Source organism: Chitinophaga alhagiae (genome assembly GCF_003568665.1).
In the GTDB taxonomy this organism is placed as follows: Bacteria; Bacteroidota; Bacteroidia; order Chitinophagales; family Chitinophagaceae; genus Chitinophaga; species Chitinophaga alhagiae.
In genome coordinates, this window is record NZ_QXMH01000002.1 from 287,827 (window position 1) to 312,231 (window position 24,405).

Annotated in this window: 35 protein-coding genes; 33 read left to right on the forward strand and 2 right to left on the reverse strand. The window is 49.3% G+C overall.

What is annotated here, in order from left to right; genetic code table 11:
* Positions 1–99 precede the first annotated feature (99 nt).
* From rpsJ to carA, 32 genes are all read left to right on the forward strand, one after another.
* Entirely contained in the window at positions 100–405 is a 306-nt protein-coding gene (gene rpsJ, locus D3A97_RS12035) for a 30S ribosomal protein S10 (protein ID WP_012789286.1), read from the forward strand.
* 170 nt (positions 406–575) lie between these two features.
* Complete coding sequence (gene rplC, locus D3A97_RS12040; protein WP_119078749.1) at positions 576–1,199, forward strand: 50S ribosomal protein L3; 624 nt, start codon at positions 576–578, stop codon at positions 1,197–1,199.
* Position 1,200: 1 nt separating this feature from the next.
* Positions 1,201–1,848 (forward strand): 50S ribosomal protein L4, encoded by a 648-nt coding sequence (gene rplD, locus D3A97_RS12045; RefSeq protein WP_119078750.1) that lies wholly within the window; start codon positions 1,201–1,203, stop codon positions 1,846–1,848.
* A 66-nt stretch (positions 1,849–1,914) separates the two neighbouring features.
* The gene (rplW, locus tag D3A97_RS12050; protein WP_119078751.1) at positions 1,915–2,214 is read left to right on the forward strand and encodes a 50S ribosomal protein L23; all 300 of its coding nucleotides are present in this window, start codon (positions 1,915–1,917) and stop codon (positions 2,212–2,214) included.
* Positions 2,215–2,307: 93 nt separating this feature from the next.
* Positions 2,308–3,141 (forward strand): 50S ribosomal protein L2, encoded by an 834-nt coding sequence (rplB, locus tag D3A97_RS12055; RefSeq protein WP_119078752.1) that lies wholly within the window; start codon positions 2,308–2,310, stop codon positions 3,139–3,141.
* A 62-nt stretch (positions 3,142–3,203) separates the two neighbouring features.
* Entirely contained in the window at positions 3,204–3,470 is a 267-nt protein-coding gene (rpsS, locus tag D3A97_RS12060) for a 30S ribosomal protein S19 (protein ID WP_119078753.1), read from the forward strand.
* A 116-nt stretch (positions 3,471–3,586) separates the two neighbouring features.
* Positions 3,587–3,937, forward strand: coding sequence for a 50S ribosomal protein L22 (gene rplV, locus D3A97_RS12065; protein WP_119078754.1), 351 nt, complete (start codon positions 3,587–3,589; stop codon positions 3,935–3,937).
* A 55-nt stretch (positions 3,938–3,992) separates the two neighbouring features.
* Complete coding sequence (rpsC, locus tag D3A97_RS12070) at positions 3,993–4,787, forward strand: 30S ribosomal protein S3 (RefSeq protein WP_119078755.1); 795 nt, start codon at positions 3,993–3,995, stop codon at positions 4,785–4,787.
* Between the two features lie 52 nt (positions 4,788–4,839).
* Positions 4,840–5,259: a 50S ribosomal protein L16 gene (gene rplP / locus D3A97_RS12075; protein WP_119078756.1), complete on the forward strand. Its 420-nt coding sequence runs from the start codon at positions 4,840–4,842 to the stop codon at positions 5,257–5,259.
* Positions 5,260–5,313: 54 nt separating this feature from the next.
* Positions 5,314–5,514 carry a 50S ribosomal protein L29 gene (gene rpmC / locus D3A97_RS12080; protein ID WP_119078757.1) on the forward strand — a complete coding sequence of 67 codons (201 nt, stop codon included), beginning with the start codon at positions 5,314–5,316 and terminating at the stop codon, positions 5,512–5,514.
* 100 nt (positions 5,515–5,614) lie between these two features.
* On the forward strand, positions 5,615–5,872 hold the full coding sequence (gene rpsQ, locus D3A97_RS12085) for a 30S ribosomal protein S17 (protein WP_119078758.1): 258 nt from the start codon (positions 5,615–5,617) through the stop codon (positions 5,870–5,872).
* Positions 5,873–5,948: 76 nt separating this feature from the next.
* The gene (rplN, locus tag D3A97_RS12090; RefSeq protein WP_109698268.1) at positions 5,949–6,317 is read left to right on the forward strand and encodes a 50S ribosomal protein L14; all 369 of its coding nucleotides are present in this window, start codon (positions 5,949–5,951) and stop codon (positions 6,315–6,317) included.
* A 197-nt stretch (positions 6,318–6,514) separates the two neighbouring features.
* Entirely contained in the window at positions 6,515–6,853 is a 339-nt protein-coding gene (rplX, locus tag D3A97_RS12095; RefSeq protein WP_119078759.1) for a 50S ribosomal protein L24, read from the forward strand.
* Positions 6,853–7,428: a 50S ribosomal protein L5 gene (rplE, locus tag D3A97_RS12100; protein WP_119078760.1), complete on the forward strand. Its 576-nt coding sequence runs from the start codon at positions 6,853–6,855 to the stop codon at positions 7,426–7,428. The genes rplX and rplE overlap by 1 nt, the downstream gene beginning before the upstream one ends.
* Before the next feature lie 6 nt (positions 7,429–7,434).
* A complete protein-coding gene (gene rpsN / locus D3A97_RS12105) occupies positions 7,435–7,704 on the forward strand; it encodes a 30S ribosomal protein S14 (protein ID WP_119078761.1) in 270 nt (89 codons plus the stop codon).
* Between the two features lie 92 nt (positions 7,705–7,796).
* The gene (gene rpsH, locus D3A97_RS12110; RefSeq protein WP_119078762.1) at positions 7,797–8,195 is read left to right on the forward strand and encodes a 30S ribosomal protein S8; all 399 of its coding nucleotides are present in this window, start codon (positions 7,797–7,799) and stop codon (positions 8,193–8,195) included.
* A 118-nt stretch (positions 8,196–8,313) separates the two neighbouring features.
* The gene (gene rplF / locus D3A97_RS12115) at positions 8,314–8,868 is read left to right on the forward strand and encodes a 50S ribosomal protein L6 (protein ID WP_119078763.1); all 555 of its coding nucleotides are present in this window, start codon (positions 8,314–8,316) and stop codon (positions 8,866–8,868) included.
* Between the two features lie 137 nt (positions 8,869–9,005).
* A complete protein-coding gene (gene rplR, locus D3A97_RS12120; RefSeq protein ID WP_119078764.1) occupies positions 9,006–9,362 on the forward strand; it encodes a 50S ribosomal protein L18 in 357 nt (118 codons plus the stop codon).
* A 54-nt stretch (positions 9,363–9,416) separates the two neighbouring features.
* The gene (gene rpsE / locus D3A97_RS12125) at positions 9,417–9,935 is read left to right on the forward strand and encodes a 30S ribosomal protein S5 (protein WP_119078765.1); all 519 of its coding nucleotides are present in this window, start codon (positions 9,417–9,419) and stop codon (positions 9,933–9,935) included.
* A 78-nt stretch (positions 9,936–10,013) separates the two neighbouring features.
* Entirely contained in the window at positions 10,014–10,199 is a 186-nt protein-coding gene (gene rpmD, locus D3A97_RS12130) for a 50S ribosomal protein L30 (protein WP_119078766.1), read from the forward strand.
* Between the two features lie 95 nt (positions 10,200–10,294).
* Positions 10,295–10,741 (forward strand): 50S ribosomal protein L15, encoded by a 447-nt coding sequence (gene rplO, locus D3A97_RS12135; protein WP_119078767.1) that lies wholly within the window; start codon positions 10,295–10,297, stop codon positions 10,739–10,741.
* A gap of 80 nt (positions 10,742–10,821) precedes the next feature.
* On the forward strand, positions 10,822–12,162 hold the full coding sequence (gene secY, locus D3A97_RS12140) for a preprotein translocase subunit SecY (protein ID WP_119078768.1): 1,341 nt from the start codon (positions 10,822–10,824) through the stop codon (positions 12,160–12,162).
* A gap of 149 nt (positions 12,163–12,311) precedes the next feature.
* Positions 12,312–13,121, forward strand: coding sequence for a type I methionyl aminopeptidase (map, locus tag D3A97_RS12145; RefSeq protein ID WP_119078769.1), 810 nt, complete (start codon positions 12,312–12,314; stop codon positions 13,119–13,121).
* 255 nt (positions 13,122–13,376) lie between these two features.
* Complete coding sequence (gene infA, locus D3A97_RS12150; protein WP_012789309.1) at positions 13,377–13,595, forward strand: translation initiation factor IF-1; 219 nt, start codon at positions 13,377–13,379, stop codon at positions 13,593–13,595.
* A 31-nt stretch (positions 13,596–13,626) separates the two neighbouring features.
* Positions 13,627–13,743: a 50S ribosomal protein L36 gene (rpmJ, locus tag D3A97_RS12155; RefSeq protein ID WP_072360626.1), complete on the forward strand. Its 117-nt coding sequence runs from the start codon at positions 13,627–13,629 to the stop codon at positions 13,741–13,743.
* Between the two features lie 46 nt (positions 13,744–13,789).
* Positions 13,790–14,170, forward strand: coding sequence for a 30S ribosomal protein S13 (gene rpsM / locus D3A97_RS12160; RefSeq protein WP_119078770.1), 381 nt, complete (start codon positions 13,790–13,792; stop codon positions 14,168–14,170).
* 108 nt (positions 14,171–14,278) lie between these two features.
* Positions 14,279–14,677 (forward strand): 30S ribosomal protein S11, encoded by a 399-nt coding sequence (gene rpsK, locus D3A97_RS12165; RefSeq protein ID WP_119078771.1) that lies wholly within the window; start codon positions 14,279–14,281, stop codon positions 14,675–14,677.
* A 176-nt stretch (positions 14,678–14,853) separates the two neighbouring features.
* The gene (gene rpsD, locus D3A97_RS12170) at positions 14,854–15,459 is read left to right on the forward strand and encodes a 30S ribosomal protein S4 (RefSeq protein ID WP_119078772.1); all 606 of its coding nucleotides are present in this window, start codon (positions 14,854–14,856) and stop codon (positions 15,457–15,459) included.
* A 70-nt stretch (positions 15,460–15,529) separates the two neighbouring features.
* Positions 15,530–16,525: a DNA-directed RNA polymerase subunit alpha gene (locus D3A97_RS12175; RefSeq protein WP_119078773.1), complete on the forward strand. Its 996-nt coding sequence runs from the start codon at positions 15,530–15,532 to the stop codon at positions 16,523–16,525.
* 110 nt (positions 16,526–16,635) lie between these two features.
* The gene (gene rplQ, locus D3A97_RS12180) at positions 16,636–17,145 is read left to right on the forward strand and encodes a 50S ribosomal protein L17 (RefSeq protein WP_119078774.1); all 510 of its coding nucleotides are present in this window, start codon (positions 16,636–16,638) and stop codon (positions 17,143–17,145) included.
* Positions 17,146–17,292: 147 nt separating this feature from the next.
* On the forward strand, positions 17,293–18,099 hold the full coding sequence (locus tag D3A97_RS12185) for a hypothetical protein (RefSeq protein WP_119078775.1): 807 nt from the start codon (positions 17,293–17,295) through the stop codon (positions 18,097–18,099).
* A 132-nt stretch (positions 18,100–18,231) separates the two neighbouring features.
* Positions 18,232–19,311, forward strand: a complete 1,080-nt coding sequence (gene carA, locus D3A97_RS12190) for a glutamine-hydrolyzing carbamoyl-phosphate synthase small subunit (protein ID WP_232825990.1) — start codon at positions 18,232–18,234, stop codon at positions 19,309–19,311.
* 751 nt (positions 19,312–20,062) lie between these two features.
* Here the strand turns inward: carA and D3A97_RS12195 are convergent.
* Both D3A97_RS12195 and D3A97_RS12200 read right to left on the reverse strand, forming a co-directional pair.
* Complete coding sequence (locus D3A97_RS12195) at positions 20,063–21,256, reverse strand: pyridoxal phosphate-dependent aminotransferase (RefSeq protein WP_119078776.1); 1,194 nt, start codon at positions 21,254–21,256, stop codon at positions 20,063–20,065.
* Between the two features lie 96 nt (positions 21,257–21,352).
* Positions 21,353–21,757 (reverse strand): DUF1573 domain-containing protein, encoded by a 405-nt coding sequence (locus D3A97_RS12200; protein WP_119078777.1) that lies wholly within the window; start codon positions 21,755–21,757, stop codon positions 21,353–21,355.
* A gap of 220 nt (positions 21,758–21,977) precedes the next feature.
* Between D3A97_RS12200 and D3A97_RS12205 the strand changes: the two genes are divergently transcribed.
* On the forward strand, positions 21,978–24,353 hold the full coding sequence (locus D3A97_RS12205) for an alpha-ketoacid dehydrogenase subunit alpha/beta (protein ID WP_232825948.1): 2,376 nt from the start codon (positions 21,978–21,980) through the stop codon (positions 24,351–24,353).
* Positions 24,354–24,405: the final 52 nt, after the last annotated feature.

Consider the following 24,405-nt stretch of genomic DNA (forward strand, 5'->3'; position numbering starts at 1 on the left):
TCTCCTGAAATATTACCCCTGAAATATTTGTCGCAATAAAAAAAACACTTACCTTTGCCCTCCCAAATTGAGGGGTAAATTAGAAGAAGTTCATTGCATATGTCTCAGAGAATTAGAATCAAGCTGAAGTCCTACGATCACAATCTGGTAGATAAATCTGCCGAGAAGATCGTTAAAACCGTGCGTAACACCGGTGCCGTGGTAACAGGTCCTATTCCTTTGCCAACAGAGAAGAAAATCTTTACGGTACTGCGTTCTCCGCACGTGAACAAAAAAGCGCGTGAGCAATTCCAACTGTGTACGCATAAGCGTTTGTTGGACATTTACACATCTTCTTCCAGGACCGTAGACGCGCTGAGCAAGCTCGATCTGCCTTCTGGTGTGGAAGTGGAAATTAAAGCGTAGTTAAGAGAGGACCTCAGCAAAGGTGGGCGCAAGGCCCGCCTGAGGTATTTTGTGACAACAGCATTTAAACCAGGTCACGCCTTCCGGGTGGCCGCCCAATAAAGCATTTAAACCGCTCATCCTGAGGATAGCTAGAGATCCCTCAGGCGCTGGGCTAAATTATATAACACATGAAAGGTATTATTGGTAAAAAGATTGGCATGACCAGCATCTTCGAGGCCAATGGCAAACAAACTGCCGTTACCATTATCGAAGCCGGTCCAAACGTGGTTACCCAGGTGAAATCCCAACTCACCGACGGGTACGACGCCGTTCAGGTAGCTTTTGGTGAGAAAAAGGAAAAGAACACTCCCAAAGCAGAGAAAAATCACTTCGCGAAAGCTCAGACCTCCCCTAAACGTTACGTAAAAGAATTCCGCAACCCTGACGCAGCCGTGGCTAAGGCCCTCGGTGAGTCCATTACTGTAGACATTTTCACCGAAGGTGAAACTGTTGACGTTGTGGGTACCTCTAAAGGCAAGGGTTTCCAGGGCGTTGTAAAACGTCATGGTTTCAGCGGTGTGGGCGAAGCGTCCCATGGTCAGCACGACCGTCAGAGAGCGCCCGGTTCCGTTGGTGGTTCTTCTTATCCTTCCCGCGTTTTCAAGGGTATGCGCATGGCAGGCCAGATGGGCAACGAAAGAGTGAAAGTGAAAGGGCTGAAAATCGTGAAGATCTTCCCTGAAAAGAATTATATCCTGGTAAGTGGTTCCGTTCCCGGCCACATTGGTTCAATCGTTTTAATCCAGAAGTAATATGCAACTAGATATTTTAAATATAGAAGGTAAGAAGACCGGCAGGACCATTGAGCTTCCTGAAGAGATCTTTGGTGTTGAGCCGAACAATCACACAATTTACCTGGCTGTAAAACAATACCTGGCTGCACAGCGCCAGGGTACGCACAAGGTGAAGACCCGTGCTGAAGTAAAAGGTGCTTCCCGCAAGCTCCACAAACAAAAAGGCACCGGCGGTTCCCGTAAAGGTAACATCCGTAACCCGTTGTATAAAGGCGGTGGTACCATTTTCGGTCCCAAACCGCATGGTTATGACATCAAGCTGAACCGCAAGGTGAAAGATGTGGCCAAGATCTCCGCGCTGTCTGTAAAGGCGAAAGAGAACGCCATCATCGTGGTGGAAGACATCAACTTTGAGGCGCCCAAGACCAAACAGTTCGAAGCGGTCCTTAAAGCCCTGAATATCAACGTAGCCGGTAAAAAGACCCTGGTGGTACTGCCGGAGTATAATGATAACGTATACCTGTCACTGCGCAACATCCCCACTGTGGGCAGCACCGTGCTGAGCGACGTGAACACCTACGACATCATGAACAGCAACTACCTGGTAATCACGGAGAGCGCAGCCAAGATCTTCACAGAAGAGCCGGCTGACGTAGTGGAAGCATAATAAAATTCAGTAAACAAGCGCCGCGCCTGATGGAATATCGGGTACAGGCACAAAAAATAAGAACTGATGAAACTGTCTGATGTTTTAATCAAACCGGTGATCTCTGAGAAAGTGAACAAGGCTACCGAAAAGTTCAACCGCTTTTACTTCATTGTTGACAAAAAAGCCAACAAACTGGAGATCAAAAAAGCAGTGGAAGATTTCTACGGCGTAACGGTTGCCGAAGTGAACACCCTGGTGATGCCCGGTAAGAACAAGACCCGCTTTACCAAAGCCGGCTTTATTTCCGGCCGCAAGCCTTCTTACAAGAAAGCAGTGGTAACGCTGGCAGAAGGAGAATCCATAGATCTGTATGCTAACATATAATATACCAGTGCCGTTAACGGCGTAAGCCGCTAACCTGGATGTATATACAGATCAACTATAAATAGTCTATTAAATCATTGAATTAAGTAGAAAATGGCACTGAAAAAGTACAAACCGATTACAGCCGGTACCCGTTGGAAAATAGGCAATGCATTTGCAGAGCTGACTACCGACACTCCCGAGAAGAGCCTGCTGGCTCCCGCAAAACGTACCGGCGGTAGGAACGCACAGGGCAGAAGGTCCATGCGTTACATCGGTGGCGGGCACAAAAAACAATACCGTATCGTTGACTTCAAGCGCGATAAGGCCAATGTACCTGCAACCGTAAAGTCAATTGAATACGATCCGAACCGTACCGCGTTCATCGCCCTGCTGCATTATGCAGACGGTGAAAAGCGCTACATCCTGGCCCCCCAGGGCCTGCAGGTAGGCGCTACCGTGGTAAGCGGAGCAGACGTTGCCCCTGAACTGGGTAATGCCCTGCCGCTGAAAAACATGCCCCTGGGTACTGTGGTACACAACATTGAGCTGCAGCCCGGTAAAGGCGGCGCCATTGCACGCAGTGCAGGTACCTACGCCCAGCTGAGCAACAAGGAAGAAAAATATGCCGTGCTGAAAATGCCTTCCGGCGAGCTGCGTAAAGTGCTGAGCACCTGCGCTGCCACCGTAGGTACAGTGTCTAACTCAGACCATGCGCTGCAGTCCATCGGTAAAGCCGGTGCCAACCGTTGGAGAGGTATCAAGCCGCGTAACCGTGGTGTTGCCATGAACCCTGTAGATCACCCGATGGGGGGTGGTGAAGGTAAATCTTCAGGCGGTCACCCGAGGTCCAGAACAGGTAAATATGCGAAAGGCCTGAAAACCAGGAAACCGCATAAGAGCTCTGATAAACTGATCATCAGCCGCAAAAACGGTAAGAAATTATAATCACGCTTAACAAGTTTCAATCCCGGTAAGGGCCGGGGTTGAAATCTTAAATAAAGAATAACATGGGTCGTTCCATTAAAAAAGGTCCTTACGTAGACTTTAAATTAGAGAAGAAGGTAGTAAAGCAGAATGAAGGCACCAAGCGTACGGTTATCAAAACCTGGAGCCGTCGTTCTACCATCACTCCGGACTTTGTGGGCCACACTTTTGCCGTTCACAACGGTAACAAGTTCATCCCGGTGTACGTAACCGAGTTTATGGTGGGTCATAAGCTGGGTGAATTTGCACCTACCCGCAACTTTAAAGGGCACGCTAACAAGAAAATGTAGTAACGGTTTGAAGTTTCCCGTTTTCGGTTCCGGTAAAGAGAACAACAGAAAGGCGATGGAAACAGCATGACCGGAAGCTGAAACAAGAAACTAATATAACACAGAAATCAATAACAATGGAAGCAGTAGCTAAGCTGAACAATAATCCTACATCTACCCGCAAAATGCGTTTGCTGGCAGACCTGATCCGTGGTCTGGATGTAGAGAAAGCTTTGAATATTTTGAAATTCCATCCCAAACACCCGAGCACCCCGCTGGAGAAACTGTTGCTCTCCGCTGTGGCTAACTGGAAAGTGAAGAACGAAGGCGCCAGGGTAGAAGATGCCAACCTGTTCGTGAAAACCGTTTTTGTAGACGGTGGCCGCGTGCTCAAAAGGATGCGCCCCGCGCCGCAAGGCCGTGGTTACCGTATCCGCAAGAGAAGCAATCACGTAACTATTGTTGTAGACGGCCGCGCCGCCCAATAATTGGCAAACTGTAGGAAAATATATATTTAAACTCATAGACAAATAAAACCAGAACATGGGTCAGAAAACAAATCCTATTGGTAACAGGTTAGGTATCATCAGAGGATGGGACTCTAATTGGTATGGCAGCAAAAAAGATTATGCTACCAAGCTGATCGAAGATAACAAGATCAGGACTTACCTGAATGCCCGTATCAACAAAGGCGGTATTTCCCGCGTAGTGATCGAGCGCACGCTGGGTAAGCTCATCATCACCATTCATACCTCTAAACCTGGTATCATCATAGGTAAAGGCGGTAACGAAGTGGATCGCATCAAGGAAGAGCTGAAGAAGCTGACAGGGAAAGAAGACGTGCAGATCAACATCCTGGAGATCCGCCGCCCTGAAATAGATGCCACCATTGTTGCTGAAACGATTGCTAAACAGATCGAAAGCCGCATCAACTATAAACGCGCCATCAAAATGGCGATTGCTACCGCGCTGCGCATGGGTGCAGAAGGTATCAAGGTGAAAGTAGGCGGCCGTTTGGGCGGCGCTGAAATTGCCCGTTCCGAAGAAATGAAACAAGGCCGTGTGCCCCTGCACACTTACCGCATGGATATAGACTACGCTTCCCTGTTCGCGCTGACCGTTTACGGCAAGATCGGCATCAAAGTGTGGATCTGTAAAGGTGAAGTGCTGGGTAAACGCGATCTGAACCCGAACGCAGTTTCCGGTAAGGAAGGCGAAGGCCGTATGGGTGGCGATCACCACCGCGGTGGAGACCGTGGCGGCCGTGGCGGTGACAGAAGGGATAACCGCGGTGGCGGAGAGAGAAGAGGTGGTGGAGACCGTGGTCCCCGCAAATAATTCACTCAGCCGTTAGAAATATCATTTAAACAACTTTTTAACAACATAAACGATGTTACAGCCCAAGAGAACGAAACACAGGAAGATGCACAAAGGCCGCATCAAAGGTAACGCTAAGAGGGGCGCAGCCCTTTCTTTCGGTTCATTCGGCCTCAAAGCATTGGAACCTAAGTGGATCACAGACCGCCAGATAGAAGCTGCGCGTGTCGCTCTGACCAGGCATATGAAGCGTGAAGGTAACGTGTGGATCCGTATTTTCCCCGACAAGCCGATCACCGCCAAGCCGCTGGAAGTGAGGATGGGTAAAGGTAAAGGTGCTCCAGACCATTGGGCGGCCGTTGTAAAGCCCGGTCGCATCCTGTTCGAAGCAGACGGCGTGCCGCTGCAGGTAGCAAAAGAAGCTATGGAGCTGGCCGCGCAAAAACTGCCGATCAAGGTGAAATTTGTAGTGCGCCGTGACTTTGTTGCCTAATCGCAACGGGTCCCTTTTAAACAAACCTGATAACCAGAAACAAAATTTAATACAATGCCTAAAGCAAAACTGGATCTGAAAAGCCTGAGTGACCAGGACCTGAAGGAGAAACTGTCTGAAGAGTCCCTGCGCCTGAAAAAGGTTGCGTTCAGCCATGCGGTAACACCCATCGAAAATCCCATGAGCATCCGCTTCATGAGAAGGGAGATTGCCCGCATCCAGACGGAGATCCGTAGAAGAGAATTGGGCTTCTAGTCCCAATCAGGGCCAGGAATAGTGATAGCTATTGACCAGCAAAACAATTAACAAATTTATAGCCGCGTAACAGCGGTTTGGAGGTAAAATAACTTTCAAAATGACCGAAAGAAAATTAAGAAAAACCAGGATCGGCGTAGTATCCAGCAATAAAATGGATAAGACCGTAACCGTGAGCGTTGAACGTAAAGTGAAACACCCGATCTATGGTAAGTTCGTAAAGAAGACCACCAAGTTCATGGCACACGATGAAAAGAACGAGTGCAGCATTGGTGATACCGTACGGATCATGGAAACACGCCCGCTGAGCAAAAACAAATGCTGGCGCATGGTGGAAGTGATCGAAAAAGTAAAGTAATTAATCATTTGTTTCAAGCTGCCGGTTTTACTGCAAACTTGCAGCCGCTGCTAAAACAATTAACAAACGTATTACGATGATACAACAAGAATCAAGGCTGAACGTAGCTGATAACAGTGGTGCCAAGGAAGTGCTCTGCATCCGCGTGCTCGGCAACTCCGGCCAGGACTATGCAGGAGTAGGTGACAAGATTGTAGTAACGGTAAAAGACGCCATCCCCGGTGGCGGTATGAAAAAAGGCACCGTAACCAAAGCTGTTATTGTAAGGACCAAAAAGAAACTGCGCCGCCGCGACGGTTCTTACATCCGCTTCGACGACAATGCCGTTGTATTGCTGAACAACTCCGACGAGCCCCGCGGTACCCGTATTTTCGGTCCGGTTGCCCGTGAGCTTCGTGACAAAGGATATATGAAGATCATCTCCCTGGCGCCCGAGGTGCTTTAAGGAGTCGGTATAAGGATTTCGGGTTTAGGATTCAAGCGATTATTAATTAAGGGTATATGTATTGAAAATACCTTTATCTGAAGGCTGGAATCCAGGATCCGAAATCTTTGCATATCTTTGCAGCCCGTTTTAAAAACGACATAAATATTAATCAAGCGAAGCCAGTGTTTCGCTTGGCGTTTAAATAAACAAACAGAATGAAAACTAGATTTAAGCCTAAGTTCAACATTAAGAAAGGCGACCTGGTTGTGGTAGTTACCGGTGACGACAAGGACCGGACCAAACCCCGCAAGGTGTTGGAGGTGATTACCGACAAAGCTCGTGTGCTGGTAGAGGGTGTGAACATCATCACCAAACACACCAAACCTTCTGCCCAGAATACCAAAGGCGGTATTGTTAAGCAGGAAGCGCCTATCGCTATTTCCAACGTAATGTTGTGGGATGCTAAGGCTGGCAAGCCCACCCGTGTGGCTCGCCAAAGGGAAAACGGTAAAGTAGTTCGTATCGCTAAAAAATCAGGGGAGGTAATTAAATAATGGCAAACACATCATATCAACCCAGGCTGCAGACAAAATATCGTAGTGAAGTGGTGTCTGCTTTGCATAAGAAATTCAACTACAAAAGCGTGATGCAGGTTCCCCGCCTCACCAAGATCTGCCTGAACCAGGGCATTAACGGTGCGGTAGGTGACAAAAAGTTGGTAGATATCGCAGTAGACGAAATGACCCGCATCGCCGGTCAGAAAGCTATTGCTACTTTGTCTAAAAAGGACATCTCCAACTTTAAACTGCGTAAACACATGCCCATTGGCGCACGTGTTACCCTGCGCGGCGTAAATATGTACGAGTTCCTGGACAGGCTGATCGCTGTATCCCTGCCCCGCGTACGTGACTTCAAAGGTGTGAGCGAAAAGTCTTTCGACGGCCGCGGTAACTATACCATGGGCGTTACCGAACAGATCATCTTCCCCGAGATCGATATCGACAAGGTGAACAAGATCACCGGTATGGACATCACTTTCGTGACCACTGCCCAAACCAACGAAGAAGCTTACGAGCTGCTGAAAGAACTGGGCATGCCGTTCAAGAACATCAAAAAAGACAATCAATAATATAATATGGCAAAAGAATCCGTAAAAGCCAGACAAAGAAAGAGAGAAGCCCTGGTGGCCAAGTTTGCAGAGAAACGCGCTGCCCTCAAAGCAGAAGGCAACTATGCTGAACTGGACAAACTGCCCAAGAACGCTTCTCCCGTTCGCCTGCACAACCGGTGTCAACTGTCAGGTCGCCCCAAAGGCTATATCCGTCAGTTCGGCATCTGCCGTAACATGTTCCGCGACATGGCGCTGGCAGGTAAGATCCCTGGTGTAAGAAAAGCAAGCTGGTAATACAAGGTTACCAGCAGAACAGACATTCAGATTCCTTTCTATATCGATTGGATATCGCATTGTGAACACATTTGTAAACTTTTATTAGAACAATGGTTACTGATCCAATAGCAGATTTTTTAACACGCATCCGCAATGCCCAGATGGCGAATCACAGGATCGTGGAAATTCCGGCTTCAAAACTGAAGAAACGTATTACCGAAATTCTGTACGACAAAGGGTACATCCTGAAGTACAAATTCGAAGAAGACAACAAACAGGGCCTTATCAAGATAGCCTTGAAATACGACCCGCAAACCAAGGTACCTGCCATCCAGGACCTGCAAAGGATCTCCCGTCCCGGTCTGCGCCAGTATTCCAAGCCCGGTGACTTTACCCGTATCAAGAACGGCCTGGGCATTGCTATCATCTCTACTTCCAAAGGTGTAATGACCGACAAGGAAGCGAAAGTGCAAAACGTAGGTGGCGAAGTAGTTTGCTACGTATATTAATATATTCCGGTCCCGCTTTGTGCAAACAGGGCGGGACTAACGGCATATCTGACAATTAAGCCTTCTATACGGGCTGAACACGGAATGCCGGTTCACAACAACAATAAACTGACTGATTATGTCACGTATAGGCAGAAGTCCTATTAAATTGGCCAGCGGTGTAACAGTAAACGTTTCCGCTGCTAACGAGATCACGGTAAAAGGCCCTAAAGGCGAACTGAAACAGGCCGTTGACCGCGATATTAAAGTGGAAGTGAAAGACGGAGAGATCCTGATCACCCGCCCCACAGACCAGATCCGCCACCGTTCCCTGCACGGGCTGTACCGCGCACTGATCGCCAACATGGTGACCGGCGTAACGGACGGTTTCAAAAAACAGCTGGAGCTGGTAGGTGTAGGTTACAAAGCTGCGAACGCAGGTCAGTTGCTGGACTTATCTTTGGGCTATTCCCACAACATTATCTTCGAAGTTCCCAAGGAACTGAAGGTGTCTACCCTCACTGAAAAGGGCCAGAACCCGAAGATCATGCTGGAAGGTACGGACAACCAGCTGCTGGGCCAGGTTGCCGCCAAGATCCGCAGCCTGCGCAAACCCGAGCCGTATAAAGGTAAAGGTGTTCGCTACAGCGATGAGGTTGTTCGCAAGAAAGCAGGTAAATCTGCCGGCAAGTAATGACCTGATGCGCCGTGCTGCATAAGGCAGCCGGCAGAAACCGAATTATTAAAACTTATACAAGTAAAGACCGGCAAAAGACGGTCTTTACTGAACAATCAGCTCCGGCAGCATCGGGGCTGCAAATACACTGAGTAATGAGCATCACAAAAACAAACAGGAGACAGAACATCCGCTACAGGATCCGTAAAAAGATCAGCGGTACTGCACAAAAACCGAGACTGGCTGTTTTCCGCAGCAACGCTGAAATTTATGTGCAACTGATTGACGATACCAACGGTACTACCCTGGCATCCGCTTCATCTCTCGATAAAGCCATTGCTTCCCAGAGCGTTCCGAAAACCGAGAAATCCAAACTGGTAGGCGCTGCGCTGGCTGCCAAAGCTACTGCGCTGGGTATCACTACCTGCGTGTTCGACAGAAGTGGTTACCTCTACCATGGCCGTGTGAAGTCAGTTGGTGACGGAGCGCGTGAAGGAGGCCTGCAATTCTAATCTGAAGGACCAGGAGTTAAAACAATCTGATATCGTAATTCTTATTAAATAAAAATGGCAAAGAATTCATTCAATAAAGTAAAAGCTGGCGATCTGGAACTGAAAGAAAAGGTTGTAGCTATTAACAGGGTTACCAAAACTACCAAAGGCGGCCGTACTTTCAGTTTCTCCGCGCTGGTGGTGGTAGGTAACGAGAATGGCGTGGTAGGTCACGGCCTTGGTAAAGCCAAGGAAGTGCAGGAAGCGATCACCAAAGGGATAGATGACGCTAAGAAGAACCTGATCAAGGTCCCGATACATCACGGTACTATTCCTCATGACCAGCTGGCCAAGGAAGGTGCTGCGAAAGTGCTGATCAAACCGGCCGCTCACGGTACCGGTGTGATTGCGGGCGGCTCTATGCGTGCCGTACTGGAAAGCGCCGGTATTACGGACGTTCTGGCAAAATCCCTGGGTTCCGCTAACCCCCACAACGTGGTAAAAGCCACCTTCAAGGCACTGGCCCTGTTGCGCGAGCCGATGGCTATCGCAAAACAGCGCAGCGTGTCCCTGAAGAAAGTATTCAACGGTTAAGCATAAGGTTCCAACACCTGGCACGCTCCTTCAGGGAGATGATGCACCGGTCACTTTAATTGGAAATATTTAAATAAAATGGCAAAGATTAAGATCACCCAGGTTAAAAGCGGTATTGACCGTCCCGAACGTCAGAAACTGACGCTGAAGGCTCTCGGGCTGAAGAAGCTGAACAACACTGTAGAAGTGGAAGCTACTCCCCAGATCCTTGGCATGGTTCGCGCCGTAAACCACCTGGTAAAGGTTGAGCAAGTGAATGCATAATGTAAAATTTTCATTTTTACATTTGGCTTCTTGTTTTTTTGAACTATCATTGTAAAAGCGAGCGGTTGATTTCCGCGTAAGTAAAACAATTAATTATGAGCTTACAGAACTTAAGGCCCGCAAAAGGCGCAGTACATAAAGAAAAACGTTTAGGCCGCGGTGAGGCTTCCGGTAAAGGCGGTACCTCTACAAAAGGTAACAAAGGTGCCCAGTCCAACACCGGCTACTCCAGCAAAAGAGGTCATGAAGGTGGCCAGATGCCCATCCAGCGCCGTCTGCCCAAACGTGGTTTTATTCCCATCACCCGCACCGAATACAAAGTATTCAACATTGGCGAACTGGAACAGATTGTTGAAAAATACGGCCTGCAGGAATTTTCTCTCGAGAACCTGTACATGAACGGCCTGATCAGCAAAACTGCGAAAGTAAAAGTACTCGGCCAGGGGGAACTGAAAAGCAAAGTAACGCTGAAAGTGAACGCGATCAGCGAGAAAGCCAAGTCTGCCGTTGAAGCTGCCGGCGGATCAGTTGAGCTGGTTTAAGAAAATTACGATAGAGAAGGCGCCTACGGAGTAGTGCGTCTTTTCGAATTTAACACGCGTTATTAAACTCTTATCTTCCTGTGAAGAAATTTATCGAAACCATAAAGAACATCTGGAGCATAGAGGACCTGCGTAAACGCATCCTCACCACCTTGCTCCTGGTACTGGTATACCGTGTGGGTTCCTATATCACCCTTCCCGGTCTCGATCCGAACGAGCTGGCCAAATTCTCCGAGACTTCCCAGAAAGGTATCCTTGGGCTCTTTAATATGTTTGCCGGCGGGTCTTTCTCCCGGGCGTCCATCTTTGCCCTCGGCATCATGCCCTATATCTCGGCGTCCATCGCCATCCAGTTGCTCACCATAGCAGTGCCTCATTTCCAGAAACTGCAGAAAGAAGGTGACAGCGGAAGGAAAAAAATTAACCAGTATACCCGCCTGCTGACCGTTGTGGTAACGGCTTTCCAGGCCAGCGCATATGTAGCTTACCTGAGAACGCAGTCCGGCGGCGCCCTCATTCCGGAATACGGCACCTTCCTGTTCTGGCTGTCTACCACCGTGGTGCTCACCGCAGGTACGCTGTTCATCATGTGGCTCGGTGAAAAGATCACGGATAAAGGTATTGGTAACGGTACTTCCATCATCATCATGATGGGCATCCTGGCCCGCCTGCCCGAGGCGCTCCTGCAGGAGCTGTCTCTGAAAACAACCGGCTCCGGCGGTGGCCTGCTGCTGTTCCTGATAGAAATAGCCATGTTCATCCTGATCACCGTAGGCCTCATCCTGCTGGTGCAAGGTACCCGCAAAATACCGGTGAACTATGCCAAACGCATTGTAGGCAACAAACAATATGGCGGGGTGCGCCAGTTCATTCCCCTCAAGGTGAACGCTGCCGGCGTAATGCCCATCATCTTTGCCCAGGCCATCATGTTCATCCCGGCAACCGCCATCGGCTTTGCCACGTCAGACAACGCCTCCGCATTCATCCGCATATTCAGCGACCATACCAATCCCTGGTATAACGTGATCTATGCAGTGCTGGTAGTGGTGTTTACCTTCTTCTATACGGCGCTTATTTTCAACCCCACGCAAATGGCGGATGAAATGAAACGTAACAACGGTTTCATTCCCGGTGTAAAACCCGGCAAGGCCACCGCAGATTACATTGGCGCGGTAATGGACCGTATCACCCTGCCTGGCGCCTTCTTCCTGGCACTGGTAGGTATCCTCCCCGGCATCGCCGCCGCCGCTAACATCAACAGCCTGTTTGCCACCTTCTTTGGTGGTACCTCCCTGCTGATCATGGTAGGCGTTATCCTGGATACCCTGCAGCAGATAGAAAGCCAGTTGCTCATGCGCCACTACGATGGCCTGATGAGCTCCGGCCGCATCAAGGGCAGGACCTCGCCGGCCAATGCCTGATCCATCGGAACAAACGAACAACACATATAACAGCCACCGGGAGCATTAAAACTCCCGGTGGTTTTTTTATAGCCCGCATATTGAACAGTGGCCCGCTTCCGGCTGTTTTGAAGGGTACAAATCATAATAATTCCATAATTTCGCGTGTTATGATCCATTATAAGACAAAAGAAGAAATAGAACTGATCCGCCAAAGTGCCCAGCTGGTAAGCGCAACGCTGGCAGAAGTGGCCGCAAGGCTGAAACCGGGCATGAGTACGCTGGAGGTAGACGCCATTGCGGAGCAATTCATCCGTGACCATGGCGCGGTGCCTTCGTTCAAAAACTACAAGGGTTTCCCGAATACCTGCTGCATTTCCGTAAATGAGGCCGTGGTACACGGCATTCCCAACGGTCATATTATAAAGGAAGGTGATGTAGTGTCTGTAGACGTGGGAGTGTACAGCAACGGTTTTCATGGAGACAGTGCCTATACATTTGCCGTAGGCGAGGTGCCGCCCCATGTGCAGAAGCTGATGGCCGCTACTAAAGCCGCCCTGGCCAGGGGGATCGAGAAAGCGGTGGCGGGCAACCGGGTGGGTGATATTGCATATGCCATACAGGAATACGTGGAGAAGGAGCGGAGCTACGGCGTAGTACGGGAGCTGGTAGGCCATGGCCTGGGCCGCAACCTGCATGAAGACCCGCAGGTGCCTAACTACGGCCGCCGGGGAAGCGGCGCGGTGCTGAAAGAAGGGCTGGTGATTGCCATTGAGCCGATGGTGAACCTGGGCACCAGGGAGGTAGAATACCTGGAAGACGGCTGGACGGTGGTGACGCGGGACCGCAAGGTGTCTGTTCACTACGAACATACCGTGGCCGTTATGAAAGGGAAGGCCGATGTACTGTCTACTTTTGAGCACATTGAGGCCGCTGAAAAACAGAACCCGGCATTGAATTCTGCTTATATCAGCGCCTGAGGCACTGTGTAATCTGGTTTCAAATCTGTATCTTTGCTTGCTTTTTGAGCGTTTGGCCGCCGTTGAAGGCGGTATTCCCTAAAAGGTATTATAGCATTTAAAACTATATAATTAATTGATATAGAGTAGCTTTAGAGAGATATTACGATATTTTTTAAAAGTTATCCACATAACGCGGCTTTTTCATTAATTATTTCCGGTATTTTTTTCGGTTTAAGAAACTTTTGTGGTATCTTTGCATTCCTAAAAATTTTTATGGCGAAACAGGCACTCATTAAACAGGATGGTATTATTCTCGAAGCCTTATCTAATGCGATGTTCCGGGTAAAACTGGAGAATGGACATGAGATTCTGGCTACCATTTCTGGCAAAATGAGAATGCACTATATCCGCATCCTGCCGGGTGATAAAGTTGGCGTTGAGATGAGCCCTTACGATTTGAGCAGGGGTCGTATAATTTTCAGGTACAAATAGTAACAACTGGTAGATTTATAACAATTGACTCATGAAAGTAAGAGCTTCCATCAAGAAAAGAAGTGCAGACTGCAAGATCGTTCGCCGCAAAGGCAAATTGCTGGTGATCAACAAGAAAAATCCCCGTTTTAAACAACGTCAGGGTTAATCAGCATCTGTATACATTTAAACGAACTATAAATTAAACAATTAATATGGCACGTATAGCCGGTATTGATCTTCCTAAAAACAAAAGAGGCGAAATTGGCCTGACCTATATCTATGGTATTGGCCACTCTACCGCCCAGTATATCCTGAGCAAAGCAGGCATTGATTTTAACAAGAAAGTGAAGGATTGGAACGATGATGAGCAATCTGCCATCCGTAACATCATTCTCCAGGAGCTGAAGGTAGAAGGTCAGCTGCGTTCTGAGGTGCAGATGAACATCAAGCGTTTGCTGGATATTGCCTGCTACCGTGGGCTGCGTCACAGGAAAGGTCTGCCGGTTAGAGGTCAGCGTACCCGTACCAACAGCCGCACCAGGAAAGGTAAACGTAAAACCGTTGCTGGTAAAAAGAAGGCACCGAAAAAATAGTAAGATCCCTTGGCCGGTGTCCCTTTTTCCAAGTCCGGGAGCTGGCGGCATAAAGGGTTTTTATATAAACAGGGATTTGGAATTTCATCGTTGGAATTATAACGAATTATGGCAAAAGCAACTAATACAAAAGCTGCCGCTAAAAAGAGGGTAGTAAAGGTGGATAACTTCGGGGATGTACATATCTCTGCAAGTTTCAACAACATCATTGTAAGCATTACCAACAAACAGGGTCAGGTGATCTCCTGGTCTTCTGCCGGTAAAATGGGTTTCAAGGGTTCTAAAAAGAACACCCCGTATGCTGCCCAGCTTGCTGCTTCCGATGCTGCCAAAACCGCCTTTGACGCCGGTTTGAAGAGAGCGGACGTATTTGTAAAAGGCCCCGGTGCCGGTCGTGAGAGCGCTATCCGTGCTATCTCTAACTCCGGTATTGAGGTAACCCTCATCAAGGATGTGACCCCGCTGCCCCACAACGGCTGCCGTCCTCCCAAGAAGAGAAGGGTATAGCATATTCTGTTGCGAATTACGAATAGCGAATTACGGGTCAAGATCATGAACGTAATGCGCGGTTCGTAATTCGTAATTTTTATTTGTATATTTATTTATCACAGTGGGTGCAAGATCGGGTTTTAAGATTTTTTAAATGAGCTTGCACCGTAACTAAAAAATCTGAACAACAAAACATGGCAAGGTACACAGGACCAAAGACCAAGATCTCCAGGATTTTTGGAGAGCCTATTTTAGGCAATGGCAAGTATTTAGGCAAGAACAGCAACCCTCCCGGCCAACACGGCGCACAGCGCAAACGTAAGCAACTGGGCGAGTATGCATTGCAGCTGAGAGAGAAACAAAAGGCAAAATACACTTACGGCGTGCTCGAAAAACAATTCCGTAACCTGTTTGAAGAAGCCAACCGCAGAAAAGGCGTTACCGGTGAGGTATTGATCAAACTGCTGGAAGCCCGCCTGGACAATACCGTGTTCCGCATGGGTATTGCCCCCTCCCGTCCCGCTGCACGCCAGCTTGTTTCACACAAACATGTAACCGTGAACGGTGTGGTAGTGAACGTACCCTCTTACCAGTTGAAACCTGGTGACGTGGTTGGCCTGAAAGATAAAGCCGCCGGCAACACCGCCCTCACCAGCGCTATTCGCGGTAAAAACCCGAAATTCAGCTGGCTGGACTGGAATGAGAAAGACCTGAAAGGTACATTCATTGCGTATCCGGAGAGAGAAAGCGTTCCCGAGAACATCAAGGAACAACTGATCGTAGAATTGTACTCCAAGTAATAAGTTATAGCCACCAGCCGGTGGCTATAGCCGTATAACATAAGTTAAAACTCATAAATCAAGCATATCAATGGCAATTCTTAATTTCCAAAAGCCTGACAAGATCGTTTTGCAGAAGTCTACGGACTTTGAAGCTCAATTCGAATTCCGTCCGTTAGAACCGGGTTATGGTGTGACAATCGGGAATGCGCTCCGCCGTGTACTGTTGTCTTCATTGGAGGGCTATGCCATTGTGGGAATCAAGATTGAAGGAGCTGATCACGAGTTTGCCACCCTGAAAGGGATCACGGAAGACGTTACCGAAATCATCCTCAACCTGAAACAGGTCCGTTTCAAAAAGATCGTTGAGAACGAAGTAGGCAGCGAAAAGATCCAGATCTCCATCAAAGGCAAAACCGAGTTCCGTGCGGACATGATCGAGAAAGCCACCAATTCTTTCCAGATCATGAACCCCGAGCTGCTGATCTGCACCCTGGACCCTTCTGCCAAGCTGGACATTGAACTGACCATCGGCAAAGGCCGCGGTTACGTACCGGCTGAAGAGAACAGGCCCAAAGATGCAATCTTTGGTTACATCGCAATCGACTCTGTATTCACGCCTATCAAAAACGTGAAATACAGCATCGAGAACACCCGTGTGGAACAAAAAACGGACTACGAAAAGCTGATCATGGAAGTGATCACTGATGGTACCATCCACCCGGAAGAAGCCGTTAAACAGGCTTCCCGCATCCTGATCCAACACCTGATGATCATCACCGATGAAAACATCAGCTTCGATACCAAAGACACTGAGAAGGAAGATGTAGTGGACGAACAGACCCTGCAGCTCCGCAAGATCCTGAAAACGCCGCTGGAAGACCTGGACCTGAGCGTTCGCGCGTTCAACTGTCTGAAAGCCGCCAAGATCAACTCCCTGAGCGAACTGGTACAGTACGAACAGGAAGAACTGATGAAGTTCAGGAACTTCGGCCAGAAATCCCTCAGCGAGATCGAACAGGTACTGGGCGAAAGAGGCCTGCACTTCGGTATGGACCTGTCCAAACTGAAACTGGACGAAGAATAGTATTCGTATAACACAAATCACGGAACCGGAAGGCATCCGTGATTTGTATTTTATAACAAGTACCTTATAATTCCTGACACGGTATAAGGGAACACAAACAAACAAAAGTCATGCGTCACGGAGTAAAATTGAACAGGCTGAGCCGTACTTCCGCTCACCGTAAAGCGCTGATGAGCAACCTCGCTTGCGAGCTGATCAGCCACAAACGTATTCAAACCACCTTAGCGAAAGCAAAAGCGCTGCGCGTTTACATTGAACCAATGCTGACCCGCGCTAAAACCGACAGCACCCACAACCGTCGTATTGTTTTCAGCTACCTGCAGGATAAAGAAGCCATCACAGAACTGTTTGGCACTATCAGCGAAAAAATCGCCAATCGCCCCGGCGGTTACACCCGCATCATCAAACTCGGTAAGAGGATCGGTGACAACGCGGAAGTAGCCCTGATCGAACTGGTTGACTTTAACGAAATATACGGTAAATCTGCCGAGGCTGAAAAAGCACCGGCCAAGAAAACCCGTCGTGCCGGTGGCGCTAAAAAGAAAGCAGATGAGAAAGCCGCAGAACCTGCCGCTCCCGCTGCTGAAGCACCCGCAACTGAAGAAAAAGCTGCTGAATAGTTTTTTTTAACGATACAGGAAAAGCTGCCCTGGTGAGAGGGCAGCTTTTTTTATAGATAAAGGTCACCCGGTTACCCGGGAACATTTCCCGCCTTTGTGGATGTTATATGTAAAAATTTATTAATTTAGCTAAAACATCCCATACCTATGCGCTACCTCCAATGTGGTCATTGTGCCCGGCACAGTGCCCTCAAATCCGGATACATCACCTTCTGCGATCATTGCGGCAAAAAATTCCCGCTTACTTTTGCTGCCTGGCAGGCCCATCACCCACAGGGCAGCTTTGAGGAGTTTGCGGAAGAAACGGGTATTTCCGAGGAAGCCCGGCAGGCCGCTGAAAGAAAATCACAGCACTGGATATTCACCATCCGTCAGAAAGCGGCACTGATCACCGGTATAGTGGTGCTGGTGGCCTGCAGTACGCTGGGTGCCTGGTACGGCCCGGGACTGGTAAAGATGTTCAGCAAACCCACGGTACCGGCCGCCATGCTGGAAACCGGTAACTGGCGTACTTTCAGGGGCAATGTGCTGCGTCTCCAGACGCCCTTGTCCCTTTCTCCGGCAGACCGGAAAGATATGCCCAACCTGCGTTTTAAGGCATTCACAGGCGGCGGCAGGGCAGAAGGGCTGGAAATAACCATGGAAGAAGCCATTTTCCTGTCTCACTCGCAGGTAGACCTGGAGCCGTCTGCCAGAAAGGCGGCAGACGTGCTGGCAAGGCAAAAGGGCGTTTCACAGTTCAGTTACAGCGAAAAGCGGGTGCAGCTTAACGGCGCGCCGGCCATGTGGCAGCAGGGCAGCTACGTGCAGGATCATTCCGCCCCCATGGAGTTCAGCAGCCTGGTGGTAGTGAAAGGCGGCATCAGTGTACAAGTACTGGTCATCCACCCCGGAAATGACTCCACAGGCAGGCGCGTGGCGGAAGAAGTGTTAAAATCCGCCCAAATGAACTGAACGGCCGTAAATTAGCTGCTCAAAATTCAAAATCATGCCCTAACTTTGCAAAGTTTTAACCGTTCCGTTCCGGAACATAAAAAAGAAAGGGTAAGCAGAATGCCGCAAACTACCAGATCCACACAGCCCGCCATGCTGTTGTTAGAAGATGGCACCGTTTTTCATGGTAAAGCGTTCGGAAAAGTTGGGACCGCATCCGGCGAACTTTGTTTTAATACAGGTATGACCGGTTACCAGGAAGTTTTCACAGATCCTTCCTACAAAGGGCAGGTGCTGATTATGAACAACTGTTACGTGGGTAACTATGGTACCAAAAATGAGGATGTGGAAAGCAGCAGTGTGAAAATCAGCGGGTTGATCTGTAAAAATATTGCGCATAACTACTCCCGCAAAATGGCGGACGAATCCCTGGCTAAATTCCTGGAAGATAACAACCTGGTAGCCATTCATGAAGTAGATACCCGCGCCCTGGTATCTCACATCCGCAGCAAAGGCGCCATGAACTGCATTATTTCCTCTGAAATACTGGATGAAAAGAAGCTGAAGGAAGAGTTGAGTAAAGTGCCTTCCATGGAAGGGCTGGCGCTCTGCGCGGAAGTGTCTACCCAAGAGCCTTATTTTGTAGGAGACCCGAATGCAGAGATCCGCATAGCTGTGCTGGACAATGGGGTAAAACGCAACATGCTCAAATGCCTGTCCGAAAAAGGGGCCTACCTGAAGGTGCATCCCACGCAAACCAGCTTTGAGGAATGCGAGACCTTCCAGCCGCATGCTTATTTTATATCCAACGGCCCTGGTGACCCGGCGCCGCTCGCATACGCGGTAGAGACCATCAAAAAAGTGCTGGCGGCCAACCGCCCGCTGTTCGGTATCTGCCTGGGCCACCAATTGCTGGCCATGGCCAATGGCATCCCTACGTACAAAATGCACCACGGCCACAGGGGGCTCAACCACCCGGTAAAGAACCTGCTCACCGGCAAGTGTGAGATCACCACCCAGAACCATGGTTTTGCCATAGACGCAAAAGCGGTGGCAGCCTCTGACAATGTGGAAGTTACGCACGTGAACCTGAACGATCAGTCTGTAGAAGGCATCCGCATCAAGAACAAACCCGCCTTTTCTGTGCAATATCACCCGGAGTCCACCCCCGGCCCGCACGATTCCCGCTACCTGTTTGACGACTTTTTCACAATGATCCGCGCAAACATGTAAGGAAATCCCTTCGCATTGTACATTACTGGAAAAAATATAAACGGTCCTGAGGAATCAGGACCGTTGCATTTTAAAATTCCACGTTATGAAAACTAGCGAAAGGTACTGCGCGGTTAAGCACAATACCCACCTTGTCTTTTCATTACATGACAATATTATGAAAAAATCAGGAGCTTATGGCGGCAAATTGGGCTGAAATTTCCTTGAAATAGAGGAATTTAAATTGCAATCGGTTGGAAAAAGATAAATATGGGAATTAAGGATAAAAAAATACGGCTCTGTGAACAGAGCCGTTTGCCTTTATAAATTCCACGTTATGAAAAACTGATACAAAAATATGATTAATTAGCTAAAACGTTTTAGTTTGTCGCCGACTTTTTACATAATGTTGATAATGCAAAGGTCGCGCCATTTTCCCATTTGTCAAAATTATACAAGTTAAATTTTTGCTAAGGAGGTTCCGTATTTTCGTCCACATAGATTTAACTTTTTATTATTTGTTATATTAACCCTTTGTGTCTTGATTACACAGTAAAAGTAGGCAATAAATTTAAATTTCAAAATTCATTTTCCGAAAATTTTACTCTTTTTAGCCTAAAAATTAAATATGTAATTATTTATAATGTAAATATTCAATGTTCATAAGCATTGCAGCCGATAATTTGGGAAACATGATTTTTGTCATGTTTTGAAATGGTAATGTTTTTTTAACATTAAGCTGCTGGATTTTACCGGTCTGTGGTGAATGGTTTTACTGGCGGCCTGGATATACTTCCAATGCTTTAGCCAGGCAATCCATGGCTTTGGCAATATCTTCCAGGTTCAATACATATGCCAGCCGCACTTCCTGCCTGCCAAGGCCGGGAGTGGCGTAAAAACCGGTGGCGGGAGACAGCATGACCGTCTGTTGCTCGTGGGCAAAAGACTCTAGCAACCACTGGCAGAACTTGTCGGCGTCATCAATAGGCAAGCGGGCCATGGCGTAAAAAGCACCGCCCGGGTTGGGGCAGAATACGCCGGGTATGGCATTCAGCCGCGCCACCAGCAAATCCCGCCGGCCCTGGTATTCCGCCTTGATGCTGTCAAAATAATTATCCGGCAGGTCTACCGCAGCTTCTGCAGCAATCTGCGCAAAGCTGGGCGGGCTCAGGCGGGCCTGGGCAAACTTCATCACCGCGTCAAGCAGGCCGCGGTTATGCGTTACTACGGCGCCAATACGGGCCCCGCAGGCACTATAACGTTTGGAAATGGTATCAAATACTACTACATGCTGCTCCAGGCCGGCAATATGCAGGGCGGAAATATTTTCGCCGTCGTAGCTGAATTCCCGGTAAGCCTCGTCAGAGAACAAAAACAGGTTGTGTTTCAGGCAAAGGGCTTTCAAAACCTCCATTTCCGCGCGGCTGTACAGGTAGCCGGTGGGGTTGTTGGGGTTGCAGATGAGGATGGCCTTTGTTTTAGGCGTTATCATCTTCTCGAAATCCTCAATGGGGGGGAGGGCAAAGCCTGTGTCTATGGTAGATGTAACGGGTACTATGTTCACCTCCGCCTCTACGGCAAACCCGTTGTAGTTAGCGTAAAACGGCTCCGGAACAATCACTTCATCACCGGGGTCCAGGCAGGCCATAAAACCGAAAATAATAGCCTCGGAACCGCCTGTGGTCACAATGATCTCCGTATGGTCTACCGTAATGCCGAATTTGCTGTAATAACCGGTCAGTTTCCGGCGGTAGCTCTCGTTACCCGCGCTGTGGCTGTATTCCAGTATCTTGAAGTCAGATTTCCGTACGGCTTCCAGTATGGGTGCCGGCGTTTCAATATCCGGTTGGCCGATGTTCAGGTGATAAACTTTGGTCCCTCTTTTTTTAGCTGCTTCTGCAAAGGGTACCAGCTTGCGGATGGGCGAGGGCGGCATGATCTGCCCCCGTTGACTGATCTTAGGCATTTGGTGTCTGATTTTAGCGATGCAAAGTTAAGGGAAGCATATAATAAAAAAGCCCCCGTTATGAACGGGGGCCGATATCAGTGAGCTTTTACGCTTTTAGTTCTCTACTGTGCCGGTGATCACCAGTTCTTTTTCCTGATCTACTCCCTTGAGCTTCAGATACACGGTTTTGGTGGGCTTGCCTGTTGCGTTGGCGCTGTAGGTGGCGGTTATTTTACCGCTTTTGCCCGGCAGGATCGGTTCTACGGTCCAGTTAGGCACCGTACAACCGCAACTGGCCTTTGCCGTTTCGATCAGCACGGGCGCTGTGGAAATATTGGTAAATTCGAACGTAACAGTTACCGGTTTGTTCAGCTTGGTTACGCCAAAATCAACAGTTTCCTTCTTGAACTTCAGTTTCGCATCTACGGCATTGGCCGCGCCTGAACCGTTCTGGGCCTGTGCCCACGCACCGGTGGCCAGCAGCATGCTCGCAAATAGGGATAAGATAAATTTTTTCATGTCAAGTTTGGTTTTAAACGATTGGTTAAAACGATATAGTTCACACCAGTTTCCAGATCAAATTTACGGCCAAAAATTGAACCGCAGGTAGCAAGATATTAAAAATTTCTTAAAAATTTAATTATTCACAGGGAGCAACAGGGATATTACCCATTCACCATTTTTCCTTTACATTTGTGTTTTAACCAAGGTTGGCATGATCGAAAACAACGAATTAGCTATGAATATGCAGAGCCAGTTGTCGTTTGAGGAATTCCGCAAGGAAGTGTTGAATGATTTCCGGCTCGCTTGCATCAGCAGGGAGGTAAGCCTGCTGGGCCGCCGGGAGGTGCTGACCGGCAAAGCGAAATTTGGCATTTTTGGGGACGGCAAGGAAGTGGCGCAGATAGCCATGACAAAATATTTCAAACCGGGCGATTTCCGCTCCGGTTATTACCGTGACCAGACCATTGCCTTTGCCAGCGGCATTGCCACCGTGGAGCAGTTCTTTTCACAGTTGTATGCAGATCCGGACATTAATAATGACCCCTTTTCTGCCGGGCGCCAGATGAACTCCCATTTTGCCACGCCCAATATAGATGCGGAAGGCAACTGGCTGAACCTGGCCGCCATGAAGAATACTGCCGCAGACATGGCGCCTACCGCTGCCCAGATGCCACGTGCGCTGGGGCTGGCCTATGCCAGCAAACTGTTCCGCGAAGTGCCGGAACTGCAGCAGTACGATCATCTTTCCCGCAACGGCAACGAAGTATGCTTTGCTACTATCGGTGACGCCTCTACGAGCGAAGGCCACTTCTGGGAAACCGTCAACGCCGCCGGCGTATTGCAGGTGCCCCTGGTGATCTTTGTATGGGACGATGGTTACGGCATTTCCGTTCCCCGCAAGTACCAGACTACTAAAGGTTCTATCAGCATAGCCATGGAAGGTTTCCGCAAAAGCGGCAACTCCAACGGGCTGGAAATATATAACGTAAAAGGATGGGACTATGCAGGCATGTGCGAAACCTTCGAAGAAGGCATTCGCAAAGCCCGCGAAACCCACGTGCCCGTGCTCTTTCATGTGGAAGAGATCACGCAGCCGCAGGGCCACTCCACTTCGGGCAGCCATGAGCGGTATAAAAGCAAAGAGCGGCTGGCGTGGGAAAAAGAATTTGACTGCAACTTGAAAATGCGGCAGTGGCTGTTGGGAAATGCACTGGCAGACGAGGCGCTGCTGCAGCAAATAGAAGCGGAAGCCAAAACTATTGCGCAAGACAGTCGCCGTGCCGCCTGGGAAAAATACATTGCGCCCATCAAGGCGCAGGTGCAGGAGTTGCTCAGCCTGTGCGAAGCATTGCTGGGAGAGGGCCTTGGAGATACCGCCTATATTACGAAGGTAATGCAGGAACTGGCCTCCAACCGCGAGCCGCAACGCAGGGACGTCTTGAAAACGGCCGCAGGCATACTTTTCAAACACCCCCGCAACTTTTCCGCCGCGCTGGAGGACCTGCAGCAGTTCTATGACCGCCAACTGGCCGTCGAAAAAGAAAATTACAATACCTACCTCTATGCCACCGGGCCCAATTCCGTGCTCAATGTACCGGAGGTGCCGGCGCAATATGCGGAAGACGCACCGCTGATCAACGGCTACGAAATACTGAACCGGTACTTTGACCAGTTGTTCAGCCACCACCCGCTGGTATTTGCCTTTGGGGAAGACGTTGGCAAAATTGGCGATGTGAACCAGGGCTTTGCCGGCCTGCAGCAAAAACACGGCAAAACACGCATTGCAGACACCGGCATCCGTGAACTGACCATCATGGGCCAGGGCATTGGCATGGCGTTGCGCGGCCTGCGCCCCATTGCGGAGATCCAGTACCTGGATTACCTGCTGTATGGCCTGCAGCCGCTGAGCGATGATGTGGCATCGCTGCAATACAGAACAAGAGGCACGCAGTTCTGCCCGATCATTGTACGTACCCGTGGCCACCGCCTGGAGGGCATCTGGCACTCCGGCTCGCCGATGGGTATGATCGTGAACTCGCTGCGCGGCATACATGTATGCGTACCCCGCAACATGGTACAGGCCGCCGGCATGTACAACACGCTGCTGAAAGCCAACGAGCCGGCCATTATGATAGAGGCGCTGAACGGCTACCGCCTCAAGGAGCGCCTGCCGGAAAACCTGCAGGATTTCACCGTGCCGCTGGGCGTAACGGAAATACTGCACCCCGGTACAGACATCACCATCGTATCTTACGGCTCTACCCTGAGGGTGATCGAAGACGCTATGCAGGTGCTGGAACAACAGGATATTTCCTGTGAGCTGATAGACGTGCAGACCTTGTTGCCGTTTGATATTCACCAGTCTATCCTGGCATCGCTGAAAAAAACGAACCGCATACTGTTTGTGGATGAAGACGTGCCCGGCGGCGGCACCGCTTACATGTTCCAGCAGGTAATGGAAGTACAGGGCGGCTACCGCTGGCTGGATGTGGCGCCCAGAACGCTGGCCGCCCAGGCACACCGCCCGGCTTACGGATCGGATGGGGATTATTTCTCCAAACCCAATGCGGAAGATGTGGTGAAAATTGTAATGGACATGATCAGGGAGTAGTTCCTGCAAACATAACTGACGCAGCAACGCACCCCCTGTACCTTGCAGGGGG

Coding starts and splice junctions, on each gene's coding strand:
- map (WP_119078769.1), top strand. CDS start 12,312: ATGATCCATTATAAGACAAAAGAAGAAATAGAACTGATCCGCCAAAGT.
- D3A97_RS12195 (WP_119078776.1), bottom strand. CDS start 21,256: ATGCCTAAGATCAGTCAACGGGGGCAGATCATGCCGCCCTCGCCCATC.
- infA (WP_012789309.1), top strand. CDS start 13,377: ATGGCGAAACAGGCACTCATTAAACAGGATGGTATTATTCTCGAAGCC.
- rplR (WP_119078764.1), top strand. CDS start 9,006: ATGAGCATCACAAAAACAAACAGGAGACAGAACATCCGCTACAGGATC.
- rpsK (WP_119078771.1), top strand. CDS start 14,279: ATGGCAAAAGCAACTAATACAAAAGCTGCCGCTAAAAAGAGGGTAGTA.
- rpmJ (WP_072360626.1), top strand. CDS start 13,627: ATGAAAGTAAGAGCTTCCATCAAGAAAAGAAGTGCAGACTGCAAGATC.
- D3A97_RS12205 (WP_232825948.1), top strand. CDS start 21,978: ATGAATATGCAGAGCCAGTTGTCGTTTGAGGAATTCCGCAAGGAAGTG.
- D3A97_RS12200 (WP_119078777.1), bottom strand. CDS start 21,757: ATGAAAAAATTTATCTTATCCCTATTTGCGAGCATGCTGCTGGCCACC.
- rplP (WP_119078756.1), top strand. CDS start 4,840: ATGTTACAGCCCAAGAGAACGAAACACAGGAAGATGCACAAAGGCCGC.
- rplW (WP_119078751.1), top strand. CDS start 1,915: ATGAAACTGTCTGATGTTTTAATCAAACCGGTGATCTCTGAGAAAGTG.
- rpsJ (WP_012789286.1), top strand. CDS start 100: ATGTCTCAGAGAATTAGAATCAAGCTGAAGTCCTACGATCACAATCTG.
- rplN (WP_109698268.1), top strand. CDS start 5,949: ATGATACAACAAGAATCAAGGCTGAACGTAGCTGATAACAGTGGTGCC.
- D3A97_RS12185 (WP_119078775.1), top strand. CDS start 17,293: ATGCGCTACCTCCAATGTGGTCATTGTGCCCGGCACAGTGCCCTCAAA.
- rplV (WP_119078754.1), top strand. CDS start 3,587: ATGGAAGCAGTAGCTAAGCTGAACAATAATCCTACATCTACCCGCAAA.
- carA (WP_232825990.1), top strand. CDS start 18,232: ATGCTGTTGTTAGAAGATGGCACCGTTTTTCATGGTAAAGCGTTCGGA.
- rplO (WP_119078767.1), top strand. CDS start 10,295: ATGAGCTTACAGAACTTAAGGCCCGCAAAAGGCGCAGTACATAAAGAA.
- rpmC (WP_119078757.1), top strand. CDS start 5,314: ATGCCTAAAGCAAAACTGGATCTGAAAAGCCTGAGTGACCAGGACCTG.
- D3A97_RS12175 (WP_119078773.1), top strand. CDS start 15,530: ATGGCAATTCTTAATTTCCAAAAGCCTGACAAGATCGTTTTGCAGAAG.
- rpsM (WP_119078770.1), top strand. CDS start 13,790: ATGGCACGTATAGCCGGTATTGATCTTCCTAAAAACAAAAGAGGCGAA.
- rplD (WP_119078750.1), top strand. CDS start 1,201: ATGCAACTAGATATTTTAAATATAGAAGGTAAGAAGACCGGCAGGACC.
- rpsE (WP_119078765.1), top strand. CDS start 9,417: ATGGCAAAGAATTCATTCAATAAAGTAAAAGCTGGCGATCTGGAACTG.
- rpsC (WP_119078755.1), top strand. CDS start 3,993: ATGGGTCAGAAAACAAATCCTATTGGTAACAGGTTAGGTATCATCAGA.
- rplF (WP_119078763.1), top strand. CDS start 8,314: ATGTCACGTATAGGCAGAAGTCCTATTAAATTGGCCAGCGGTGTAACA.
- rplX (WP_119078759.1), top strand. CDS start 6,515: ATGAAAACTAGATTTAAGCCTAAGTTCAACATTAAGAAAGGCGACCTG.
- rplQ (WP_119078774.1), top strand. CDS start 16,636: ATGCGTCACGGAGTAAAATTGAACAGGCTGAGCCGTACTTCCGCTCAC.
- rplC (WP_119078749.1), top strand. CDS start 576: ATGAAAGGTATTATTGGTAAAAAGATTGGCATGACCAGCATCTTCGAG.
- rpsH (WP_119078762.1), top strand. CDS start 7,797: ATGGTTACTGATCCAATAGCAGATTTTTTAACACGCATCCGCAATGCC.
- rpsD (WP_119078772.1), top strand. CDS start 14,854: ATGGCAAGGTACACAGGACCAAAGACCAAGATCTCCAGGATTTTTGGA.
- rplB (WP_119078752.1), top strand. CDS start 2,308: ATGGCACTGAAAAAGTACAAACCGATTACAGCCGGTACCCGTTGGAAA.
- rplE (WP_119078760.1), top strand. CDS start 6,853: ATGGCAAACACATCATATCAACCCAGGCTGCAGACAAAATATCGTAGT.
- rpsS (WP_119078753.1), top strand. CDS start 3,204: ATGGGTCGTTCCATTAAAAAAGGTCCTTACGTAGACTTTAAATTAGAG.
- rpsQ (WP_119078758.1), top strand. CDS start 5,615: ATGACCGAAAGAAAATTAAGAAAAACCAGGATCGGCGTAGTATCCAGC.
- rpsN (WP_119078761.1), top strand. CDS start 7,435: ATGGCAAAAGAATCCGTAAAAGCCAGACAAAGAAAGAGAGAAGCCCTG.
- rpmD (WP_119078766.1), top strand. CDS start 10,014: ATGGCAAAGATTAAGATCACCCAGGTTAAAAGCGGTATTGACCGTCCC.